The organism is Iodobacter sp., assembly GCF_025352645.1.
In the GTDB taxonomy this organism is placed as follows: domain Bacteria; phylum Pseudomonadota; class Gammaproteobacteria; order Burkholderiales; family Chitinibacteraceae; genus Iodobacter.
Genome location: NZ_JANXSO010000175.1, coordinates 1 through 11,453 on the forward strand (window position 1 = coordinate 1; position 11,453 = coordinate 11,453).

10 protein-coding genes are annotated in these 11,453 nt (G+C 47.3%); 7 read left to right on the forward strand and 3 right to left on the reverse strand.

Annotation, left to right across the window (positions count from 1 at the left end):
- From Q0R17_RS19120 to Q0R17_RS19150, 7 genes are all read left to right on the forward strand, one after another.
- Positions 1 to 507 (forward strand): DUF6396 domain-containing protein (locus Q0R17_RS19120; protein ID WP_293937988.1); only part of this gene is annotated, 507 nt, incomplete at its 5' end.
- Positions 508 to 616: 109 nt separating this feature from the next.
- Positions 617 to 1,588, forward strand: a complete 972-nt coding sequence (locus Q0R17_RS19125; protein ID WP_293937990.1) for a sel1 repeat family protein — start codon at positions 617 to 619, stop codon at positions 1,586 to 1,588.
- Positions 1,589 to 1,884: 296 nt separating this feature from the next.
- Positions 1,885 to 2,454: an aminodeoxychorismate/anthranilate synthase component II gene (locus tag Q0R17_RS19130; RefSeq protein WP_293937992.1), complete on the forward strand. Its 570-nt coding sequence runs from the start codon at positions 1,885 to 1,887 to the stop codon at positions 2,452 to 2,454.
- A gap of 203 nt (positions 2,455 to 2,657) precedes the next feature.
- A complete protein-coding gene (locus Q0R17_RS19135; protein ID WP_293937994.1) occupies positions 2,658 to 3,053 on the forward strand; it encodes a lysozyme inhibitor LprI family protein in 396 nt (131 codons plus the stop codon).
- Positions 3,054 to 3,083: 30 nt separating this feature from the next.
- Positions 3,084 to 4,106, forward strand: a complete 1,023-nt coding sequence (gene trpD, locus Q0R17_RS19140) for an anthranilate phosphoribosyltransferase (RefSeq protein ID WP_293937996.1) — start codon at positions 3,084 to 3,086, stop codon at positions 4,104 to 4,106.
- A 98-nt stretch (positions 4,107 to 4,204) separates the two neighbouring features.
- A complete protein-coding gene (trpC, locus tag Q0R17_RS19145) occupies positions 4,205 to 5,020 on the forward strand; it encodes an indole-3-glycerol phosphate synthase TrpC (protein WP_293937998.1) in 816 nt (271 codons plus the stop codon).
- A 298-nt stretch (positions 5,021 to 5,318) separates the two neighbouring features.
- Positions 5,319 to 6,560, forward strand: a complete 1,242-nt coding sequence (locus Q0R17_RS19150; protein ID WP_293938000.1) for a porin — start codon at positions 5,319 to 5,321, stop codon at positions 6,558 to 6,560.
- Between the two features lie 156 nt (positions 6,561 to 6,716).
- Here the strand turns inward: Q0R17_RS19150 and Q0R17_RS19155 are convergent, their stop codons facing one another.
- The 3 genes from Q0R17_RS19155 to Q0R17_RS19165 form a co-directional block, all read right to left on the reverse strand.
- Positions 6,717 to 7,952: a hypothetical protein gene (locus tag Q0R17_RS19155; RefSeq protein ID WP_293938002.1), complete on the reverse strand. Its 1,236-nt coding sequence runs from the start codon at positions 7,950 to 7,952 to the stop codon at positions 6,717 to 6,719.
- A gap of 123 nt (positions 7,953 to 8,075) precedes the next feature.
- Complete coding sequence (gene mltG, locus Q0R17_RS19160; protein WP_293938004.1) at positions 8,076 to 9,095, reverse strand: endolytic transglycosylase MltG; 1,020 nt, start codon at positions 9,093 to 9,095, stop codon at positions 8,076 to 8,078.
- A 254-nt stretch (positions 9,096 to 9,349) separates the two neighbouring features.
- Entirely contained in the window at positions 9,350 to 11,338 is a 1,989-nt protein-coding gene (locus Q0R17_RS19165) for an ATP-dependent DNA helicase (RefSeq protein ID WP_293938006.1), read from the reverse strand.
- Positions 11,339 to 11,453: the final 115 nt, after the last annotated feature.

An 11,453-nucleotide genomic window follows, 5' to 3' on the forward strand; every position in this document is an offset into this window, starting at 1 on the left:
GAAGCCATTGGCGATATGCTAACCGCTTATGACTTTGCAAATCCTAAAGTCCCCGAACTCGATCAAATCGTGCCTTTGCCACCAGCCAAATTGCCCAAGTGGGACGGCACATTTCAGTGGCTGAAGGAATACCAGGCTAAAGTCGCTCCTGAAAAGCCCAGCGATGAACTGATCACCAAATTGGCTAAAGCAAAGGGGCTGGACCCTGCATCGGGCATGCCACTGGCCCTGCTTAAAAAAGCGGAAGTTGCCTCACCCACCCCCATCACGCCAGACCATGTTGCCCTTGGCACGCTTTGCCACAACGGCCTGCCTTGCCCAGAAGCCGGTCTATGGCTTGGTTATTTTGAAGGGCAGAAATTTAGCCATCAATTAAGAAAAGGCCAGCCCATGCCCACCATTCCCGCATCGATTCCCCGCAGCAATAGGCTGGTCCAATGGCTAAAAGGCTCTGAAAAAATGGAGCTGGCAATGGAATGGCAATTGGAAAAATATACCGATGCATGAGGTATTTCGGAATATCGCAAACCATAAAATGCCTGTGCGTATTTATTGCTTTGCAGTGTTTTCTATCCTTGCGCTTACCGCATGCGGCAATGATTTTAAGGAAAGAAAATTGGATCAACTGGATAATATCAAAGCCAAGCTGGCCTTTACTTGCGTGTATGAAAAAGATCATTTACCCGCACTGCCGCAAGAAGCCGACGTGCTATTTATGTATGGCCGTTGGTTGCAAAAAAATAATCTATTAAAACAGGATATTAAAGTTTATCCAGAGATTGCCCGCCTATACCGCATTGCTGCAGCGAATGGGCATTACAAGGCCAATATCAATTTACAAAATGGCATTACTGATGGCAGCTTAGATGGCTCTATCATTGAAGTATTAGATTTAAACGATCAACTGATTAAAGAGAATATCCCAACTGGCTTTTACAATATGGCCTATTACATCGAGCATACTTATGGCTATGATAAAAATAATGAATTAGCTTTAAAATATTTCAGGAAATCTGCAGATATGGGCAGCCCAGCAGGCCAATACTATGTGGGAGAGAAACTTGCACCTGACGATATGGCACCCGATGTGACAAGGCAGTTACGCCACTGTGCGGCTAAACAGGGACATGCAAAAGCAGGCTTATCTCTCGGTGTAAATCTGAGTGGTTTAGGCCGGTATGCAGAAGCATTAATTGCTTACCAGTTAAGCACTAAAGCCGGAGATGAAATAGCAGCCTTTGCTTTGGAAAATGGCTTTCTTGCCCCCCCGCCTACTGATGAACTTAATTACCTCGCCTTAGAAAAAGACGAAGAACGCTCACGCCGCTATAAGGCCATTGGCAAAGTTTTAGGGCGTTACTCCTACCTCAAGCCAACTGTCGAAGAAATTGACGATATTGTGCCCTTGCCACCAGCTAAATTGCCACCTTGGGATGGCTCTTTAAAATGGCTAAAAGCCCATGAAGCGAACATTGCACCTGCTAAACCAAGTGAGGAGCTAATTGCCAAGTTAGCGAAAGGCAAGGGTTTAGATCCGGAAACTGGTTTTGTTGCAAAGGCAAAATCTGCACTTGCTCCCACGAAATAAGTGCTCAACCACCGCTGATCACTCGGCACTATTTGCCGTAGTGATCAGCTCTGCCCGCAACCCGACCTGTGGGTTGGTTATTTTGAAACTGAAAACGGGTCCAAGAATTTATCCGCAGCCCCATAAGTCAATTTCCCTGTGCGCTGGACGACCCGCCCCTGTGCTGCGATAATTTACAAGACAGGGGCGTGCACCGCCGTCCAGAAGCTTAAGATAAAAATAACCGGATAACATACCGGATAACAAATAAGCAGCATTTAAACTCAGACCAATAAAATCAAGGACTTAACCCTACCATGCTGCTTATGCTCGATAACTACGACTCGTTTACCTACAACCTGGTGCAATACTTTGGCGAGCTAGGCCAAGAGGTGGTGGTGCATCGCAACGATGAAATCACTATTGAAGAAATTACAGCGCTAAAACCTAAATATCTTGTGGTTTCCCCTGGCCCTTGTTCGCCCTCCGAAGCGGGCATTTCGCTCGCGGCGATCCATCATTTTGCGGGTAAATTGCCCATCTTGGGCGTTTGCCTCGGCCATCAGGCCATTGGCCAAGCTTTTGGTGGCAAGGTTGTGCATGCGCAGACCCTGATGCACGGTAAAGTTTCTGCACTGCAACATAACAACACTGGCGTTTTCACGGGCCTGCCCTCCCCATTTACCGTAACCCGCTATCACTCGCTCGCCATTGAGCGCGCCAGCTTGCCTGATTGCTTAGACATCACCGCTTGGACAGACGATGGCGAGATTATGGGCGTACGGCATAAAACCCTGCCGATCGAAGGCGTGCAGTTCCATCCTGAATCTATTCTGACTGAACACGGCCATGCGATGCTCGATCACTTTATCAAAGAGTGGGCGTAATCCGCGCCATCAAAAAAACATCTAGCCGCATAAAAATTTAATATTCACGACCAAGGCTTAAGCTATTTTGCAGGCTTGAATAACCTCGGCTTTATAAGCAATTAAACTGGATCGCGTTTGCGAGGGTTGTTCACGTTTGTTGTAATTTTTGTGGGCGACGTTTTTCACTCTCCCTACCGCATCCAACAAGATAAAGGATGAGCATGCGCATTATTTTTGCCCTTACTTTTTCCCTTGCAGCGCTAAGTGTGCAAGCGGAGACCTCTGCCCCTGCGCAAGTTGAATGTCAGGCTAGCAATCAAATTACGCTGAAAGAATGCTTGGCTAAACTTGCGCCACAGGCCGAGCAAGACCGTAAAAATGCAGAAACCGCCGCCTGCGCAATGATGAAAAACCTAGACCGCGTGACTGGCCGCCCTGAAGCTTTGCCCGCATTTAATCAAGCCAGCAAAGCTTATCGCAGCTACCAACACGCCCATTGCGCATGGATAGGCAAAAGTTTTGCTGGCGGCAGCGGTGCGGGGGTGGCAGAGCAGTCTTGCCGAATTGATCTAGACCGAGCCCGCGCAGACGAGTTGTCGCGCTTTTATGTGCAATAAGCCGCCTTATGGCTAGCCAAGGATACTTTGATGATTACCATTCAAGCCGCACTGAATCGCCTGATCGATAACAATGAATTGTTTTATGACGAAATGCTGTATTTGATGCGGCAAATCATGACGGGGGAAATGACGCCCGTACAAACCGCCGCCCTACTGATTGGTCTACGCACAAAAGTAGAAAGCGTTTCCGAAATCGCGGCTTCAGCCACCGTAATGCGTGAGCTATCCACCCATGTTGCCGTGCAAGATCGCAGCCATTTAATTGATACCTGCGGCACGGGTGGCGATGGTGCCCACACCTTTAATATCTCAACCTGCGCCGCTTTTGTGGTGGCCGCAGCGGGGGCAAAAGTGGCAAAACACGGCGGAAGATCTGTCTCATCCAGCTCCGGCTCTGCCGATGTGCTAGAGGCTTTTGGTGTTAATTTAAATCTAAATGCCGAGCAAGTTGGCCGCGCTATTGATGAGGTTGGCGTAGGCTTTATGTTTGCCCCCAATCACCATAGCGCCATGAAATACGTCGCACCGATTCGTCGCGAGCTAGGGGTGCGGACCATTTTTAACATCCTTGGCCCACTGACCAATCCAGCCGGTGCAGAAAACCAGTTGATGGGTGTTTTTCACCCGGATTTGGTCGGTATTCAGGCGCGTGTTTTACAACAATTAGGCAGTAAGCATGTGCTGATTGTGCACGGCAAAGATGGTATGGATGAGATCTCTATCTCTGGGCCAACTCTAGTGGCCGAGCTAAAAAATGGCCAAATTAACGAGTTTGAAATTGATCCGCGCGATTTTGGTTTTGAACTTGCCGACATTAAAACGCTGCACGCGAACGATGCACAGCAATCTAAACAAATCATCGAACAAGTGCTCGCCAACACCACCAGCCCTTGCCGCGACATTGTTCAGCTGAATGCGGGGGCCGCTATTTACGCCGCAGGCAAAGCCGATACGTTAGCAAACGGCATTAAATTGGCTGGGCAAATGCTTGCCAATGGCAGCGCCCGCGACAAACTCGATGCCTTAGTGCAATTTAGCCACACTTTTTAAATACTTAGGGGCGCCCCTTGCTGCGCGCCCTATGCACACAAAAGACCAGCTCTCATATCACCATTCACGCCCCTTACATGCCTAAAAAAGAGCCACTCATGTCCGACATCTTAAAAAAAATCTGGGCCACCAAATACCAAGAAGTCGCGGCCGCCAGCAAAATACTGCCGCTAAATGAAATCCGTAAGCAAGCAGAAGCCAATACTGATCTACGTGATTTTACCGCCGCCTTACGCAGCAAAAACGCACTTGGCCATCCGGGTATTATTGCGGAAATCAAAAAAGCCAGCCCATCTAAAGGCGTGATTCGGGCTCATTTTCAACCGGCGGAGCATGCGCAAGATTACGCTGCACACGGTGCAGCCTGCCTTTCCGTACTTACCGATGAGCCTTACTTTCAAGGCCATTTGGATTACCTGCAAGCCGCCCGCGCCGCCTGCAGCCTACCGGTGCTACGCAAAGATTTTATGGTTGATGAATACCAACTCTTTGAAGCACGGGCATGGAGCGCTGATTGTATTTTGCTAATCGCCGCCGAGCTAAGCTTAGTGCAGTTGCAAGATTTTGAAGCCATCGCACAAGCTCTAGGCATGGCTGTACTGGTAGAGGTGCATAACGAAGCTGAGCTGGAGCTGGCACAGCAACTCAAAACGCCTCTTTTAGGCATTAATAATCGTGATCTGCGTAGCTTTGAAGTGTCCTTACAAAACACCCTAAAGCTACTTCCCTTAATAGATAGCCACCGAGTTGTGATTACTGAAAGCGGGATTGTTACCCCTAGTGATGTTGCTCTTATGCAACAAAATCACGTAAACAACTTTTTGGTCGGTGAAACCTTTATGCGTGCCGAACACCCTGGAAGCTGCATAGATACTACGTTTGGCCCTACTTACAAAGGCTTCGTAAGGGCTTAAACTTATATTTTTGTCATATATTTTTAATAAATCTCCCCTAAACTTGGCATTGTTCGAAAGCAGTTTGTTGCTCCAAACGGACAGCTGCTTTCTAAATGCGTGCATTAGTCGTTCATGAATATTTTCTTTTTTATACTTTGCCCTTAAAAAGGCTTAGCCCGTAAGACAGATAAACTGACGTCGCAATGCCGCCAAAGAATAAAAAATGGCTTTTTATAACAAAAGTGCCGTGATCTTTGTAAATGCAGAAATGGTCACGCCATTTCTATCACTTGTTTTTTTGGGAGTAGTACAGATTATGAAAAAGATTATCGCCCTTGCCGTTGCTGCAGCATTTACCGCACCTGTAGCATTTGCTGATGTCGAACTCGGCCCATTCAGCATTTACGGCACTGCAGCTACTGCAGTTGAAGTAATCTCAGTAGAAAACAACACGGGCAAGAATCTAGCACCCACTGCAGACAGCCAAACCCGCCTGATGGATCAAACATCAAAGTTGGGTTTTAAAGCTAAATACGACTTAGGCAATGATTTTTTTGCTCTTGCACAAGTAGAAAGCCGTTTTTACCTTGGCAATAACGGTGACAACACCGATGACAAGGCAGAAATCGGTAGCCGTAATACATTTGTAGGGATCGGCGGCAAGCAAGTAGGTACTTTGCGTCTGGGTCGTTATGACAATGCTTACAAATTGTCTTTAAAACAAATTGTTCCTACCCTATACGGCAATCTGAATGATGCATCATCAACTTACGGCTCTAAGCAAATTCTGAATCGCTTAGGTGCTCGTCAAGGTGATATGGTTGCTTACGAAACACCAGATTGGTCTGGTTTCAGCGGTAACTTAAGCTACAACTTTGGTAAAGACTCAACTAACTCGATCTCTTCTGGTTCAACTGAGTTTGCTTTATCCACCACCACAACGCCAGCTACCATTTCTAAAGTGGTTGTTCCAAGCAATACACCTGCAACAGACCTAATGGGCCAAGTTGCTTTAGGTATTGCTTACAAGCACAGCATGTTCAATGTTGGCTTTGGTTACACATCGCTGAGCAATGCAGCGTGGAAGTTGGATGGTTCAAGCGGCGCTAAAGCACAAAATCTGGCTTCGTCCAGCCTAGGTGGCACGCAAAAACTTGAAGCTTACCAACTTGGTGGTCAAGTTAACTATATGGACTTTAGCGCGGGTGCAGTATTCGAACGCACATCGTCCAGCGTAAGCGGCCAAACTGCGGCTAAGAACTTTGATCAAACACAAAATGTATTTGGTTTGATCGCTGGCTACAAAAAAGATGCTTTGGAAGTTCAAGTTCAGTACGCTAAAGCCAATGATGTAGATGGTACAACAACAACAGCAACTGGCGGCCAACAAGCGAGTGTTGCTGTAGGTTATCAAGTTCACAAATATGTACAAGCAGTCGCTTCTTTCACTAAAGTACACAACCAAACTAATGCTAGCTTCACTTCAGCATCTGGCTTTGCTTTAGCTAAAAGCAACGGTATGAATCAGTTCGCACTGGGTCTGGTTGGTAAATTCTAAGAACTAAGATTCAATTGAAAGTTATCAATCAAAAGACCTCCAATTCGCTTGGAGGTCTTTTTTGTTATAAATCAATCAAAATCAAATTTAAGCTTGTCGCTTCTTTGCCCTTTCGTGTGCTGATTTAAGATTTTTAACTATTTAGATCGCTATCCCTTAAAACCACGCCCCAAAATTAGCCTGCCAAGCTTGCACATTTTCACCCTTAGTAAAACTCAAACCAATTCTTAAATCCGCATCTTTAGAATGCGCTGGGCGCATGGTGCCAAAAGTAAAACCAACCTCAGTTTGATAATTACTAAATAACGCTGTGCCGCTATATCGGCTATCCACGATATAAGCCTCCCAAGTCAGTGGGTCAGCGCCAAAGCGCCAAGGGCTATCCCGAGAATAAAGCAGGCCATTATTAAATACCGTATTGGCAATTCCAGGATCAAATGATTTACCGTCAATAGTTAATCTTAGGGCTTTATAATAGCCAAGCATATTACCCAAGGTAATTGCATAATCATCCCCACGCCATACATAGCTAGAGCCAATTGCCCCAGAGCCCATTACAGCAGCACCAGCTAATTCCCTAGAGAACGTGCCTCGCCCCGAGCCAGTAATACTTACTACCCAGTTTTCAAAGATCGGCCGACGATAAAAAATACCTAGGCTGCCATCGTAGCCCGTTGCTCCATCCGTTGCGGTATAGCCAAGCGGCAAATCAACAATTAACTCATGATTTGCTTCAGGGAATTGATAAGCGTAAGTAATAGGCAGGTTGTAGCTATCGCTCTCCATCTCTTTGGCGTTGCCAACGGCATCACTTCGCATATGTTTGAAATTAGCGCCAATACCAAAGCGGTGGCTTCCTTCAGCGCCTTGCGCCACCACCGCAGTCGTATTTCTGGCACCAAACCACATTAGCTTGGCATCATTTGCCACAGCACGCGACATTAAACTATTTGGATTGCCTGCAATAGGATCAACGGGGGATACAGAGACTAAATGGCGCACCATTTTCTCTAATAAATCAGTATGATTTTTTAGATATTCTTTTAATAAATCTCGGCTTTCGTTACGTGTATTGCCAGTAAATGATTCATTGATTTCCAATGCGGGGATTTGGAAAGTCAACGTGGTTTTACCCTGCTGAGGGAACGCCAATTGAATGGGCATACCACGAAAATTAAGCACGCTATTAATCGCCTCATTGCCCTGATAGCTAGGGAAAATGGTTTTTAGCTTGTCTTCATAATAAACATTGGCAGCTTCTTCGGCAGTGGCAAAGCTACCCTGCCCAACTTGGCCATTCATCGTGGCAGTAAAATCAAATACGCCTGCTTGGCTATTTAGCGTCCAAGCAGAGCAAAGAATCAGAGACAAAATACGAGGGGTGGCTTGCATGGCTGTGCTCCAAAACAATATGTATCTGTTTTAGATGCTGCAGTGCAAAAATCAAGCCATTGCTGGGGCAAGAAAAGAGAGAGGCTGGGAAGGCACGACGTGCAGGCACGGCATGCCGTGCCCCTACTTGCTTAAAATATACTTACGCACTGCACTATTGTGCTCGTCTAAAGTATTAGAAAACACCGAGCTACCATCGCCTTTTGCTACAAAATAAAGGGCCGTTGTGGGGGCAGGATTGAGTGCAGCTTTAAGTGCAGCATCCCCTACCATAGCAATCGGAGTGGGTGGCAAACCACTACGGGTGTACGTGTTGTACGGCGTATCCGTGAGTAAATCTACTTTGCGTAAACGTCCATCCAGTGACTCCCCCACGCCATAGATCACGGCAGGGTCGGTTTGCAAGCGCATGCCAATACGCAAACGGTTCACAAATACACCCGCCACCAAGGGCCGATCACTGGCGCGGCCAGTTTCTTTTTCGACTAAAGAAGCCAAAATCAAGGCTTCATAAGGCGTTTTAAGCTGTACATTGGCGGAGCGCTCTGCCCACGCTTTATCTAATTTGGCTTGCATGCGCTGGTGGGATCTGGCCAGCAGTTTCAAATCTGAGCTGCCCTTATCCACATGATAGGTGTCAGGAAAAAACAAGCCTTCTGGGCTAATTGCGCTCACACCCAGCTCTGCCAACAATTCTGTATCACTTAATAGGGCCGTATCATGGCGTAGATGCGGATTATTATTTAGTGACTTGCGCAGATCACGCCAGTTTGCCCCTTCAATCAAAGTAAACGTCAGCGTGGTGGTGTCGCCATTGCTCAGCTTTTCTAATAGCTGCCACGGGCTCAGCACGGTGCTTAAATTATAACTCCCCGCTTTAAGCTGCTTATCTTTACCGCTTATGCGGGCTAGCAGCAAAAAGGGGATGGGCTGATCAATCACCCCTTGCCTGACCAATTGATCGGCTACCTTTTTTACCCCGCCCGATTCAATAACAAAGTCTTGCGGCGTTTTATATACAAGCGGCGTGCTGGCGTATTGATATATCCAAACGCCAATAGCGCAGGCCAAGCCAATTAACAGCAGCATTAAGCGCCCAAGTAAACGAGAAAATCCGCCCTGTGGTTTTTTCTTTACAGCCATTCTGGCAATTTACCTTAAATATTGTTATTTAGAGTGACCTGCTTAAACCCAATCCTCTCCCACAAAGGGCGAGGGGTGTTATATCCAGCTTAAATTGACCTGATGATGTCTCTTGCTCAAACAAAGCCATATATTGCATATATCCCTTCATATCGATCATCTCAGGTAAACCACAACAATGAGCAAGAGGCATAACTCAGATAAATTGATAGGATGCTGCATAAACCCGCCATGAATCAGCTTTAGGGCATTTTTTATTCCGAGCTGTCTGTGGCAGGCGTCGGGCCCTTTACTTCTGTTCCTTCTAAGCCTTGCTGACGTTTCACTTCAAAAAATCGTTGTACCGTTGCCAATTCCCTAGATCTAAACATCGGCGGCAAGCTTTTCCAAATCATTTTTCCGTATTGTTTTTCAACTAAGCGCTTATCCGCAATCATCAAAATACCAATATCGGTTTCATCCCGAATCAACCGCCCCGCGCCCTGTTTTAGGGTAATCGCCGCATGCGGCACTTGATAATCCATAAAGGCACTGCGGCCCGATTTATTAATCTGCTCAATCCGCGCCGACAGCACCGGATCATCCGGCGGGCTAAAAGGCAGCTTATCAATCACGACTAAAGAAAGCTGCTCGCCTTTTACATCGATACCTTCCCAAAACGTTTGGCTCGCTACTAAGATAGCATTGGGTGCTAGGCGAAACTTATCCAGAAGCTCGGTACGCGAGCCTTGGCCTTGCAGAAACACCGGCCAATCTAGCCCTGCAGCCTTTAGCTTTTCTTGCACAATTTCATGCGCCTCACGCATCGCGCGTAAGCTGGTAAACAGCAAGAAGGCATGGCCTTGGGTAGTCAACAGCAGCGGCCAAGCTTTTTCCATCACCTGTTTAGTAAAATCTGGCGCATTGGGCTCCGGCATATCTTGCGGCACATACAGCACGGCTTGTTGCTTGTAATCAAAAGGACTTTCCCAAGTGGCTTCAACCGCATCCCAAAGCCCCAGCTCGTGCTTAAAATGGTTGAAATGCCCATTTACCGCCAAAGTGGCCGAGGCAAACACCCAAGCGCGCGGGTGAGACTTAAGTTGCTTTTGAAACAACTGGGCGATATTCAGCGGCGTGGCATGCAAGATCAAGCCATGCTGCAACACATCCACCCAATGCACGTTTTCTTCATCATCCCCAGCCATCCAGCGCTTGAGAATCGCCACGCTTTCTAGCGCCCGAATCTGGCAATTTTCTAGCCCTTCTGCCCGCTCAGATTGCTTACCAAGCAAATCGCAGAGCATGGCCAGCTTTTCAGCAACAAGCTCTAAAGCAGGCATAAATTCTGGATTTTGCTGCTGCAACTGATGCAGTGGCGAGCGCGTTGCATCGGACTTAAACACCAAGCGCAAATCTTTAACCGCTTTTTCTAAAGCCTCTGCCGCAGCGGGGAGCAGAATAAAATCTTTGGCCGCCACCAGCGCCTCAGCCCGCGAATCCCTGGCTAAATCAACCAGTTGCCCCGAAGTCAGTGTTTCACCAAAAAATAGGCTGGCGACTTCAGGCAGCTGATGCGCCTCATCAAAAATAACGGTATTACAGGCGGGGAGCAGCTCTCCCGCGCCTTCATCCTTTAACCACACATCGGCAAAGAATAGATGGTGGTTTACCACCACCACATCGGCCTCTTGCGCATCTTTACGCGCTTTTAGCACAAAGCAATCTTTGTGGCTTGGACACTCTTGGCCTAAGCAATTATCCCGCGTAGAAGTAACATGGCCCCAAATCGGCGCGTTTTCTGCAACCCCTGGGCAGGCAGCCTTGTCGCCGGAAATAGCCGTCTTGGTATAGCGCTGCACTTTCACTAAATCGGCAATATCTTCTTTGCGCATAAAGCGTCCTTCTTGCTCGGTGCGCGCCAAATGATAATGGCAAACATAATTCGAACGACCCTTTAATAAGGCAATCGTCACCGGCACCTGCAACACTTTACGCACCGTTGGAATATCACGGGCAAACAACTGATCTTGCAGTGTTTTAGTCCCCGTAGACACAATCACCTTGCCCCCAGACAGCAGTGCGGGCACCAAATAAGCAAAGGTTTTGCCGGTGCCAGTACCCGCCTCAGCAATCAACTGGCCTTGGTTCTTGATGGCAGTTTCCACAGCCTGCGCCATTTCTAATTGCTGCGTGCGCAATTTATAGCCGGGAAAAGCATCGGCAAAGGGGCCGTCGTCGGCAAAAACCGCATCAAGGGACATAAATGAAAACCAAAAAGCAAAGACAGGATTGTAACAAGATGACGGCACTTGCCTGTAAATTGATTACTAACTGATGTTACGCACAAGGACATTTAGTCCATGAAAAAAATAACCA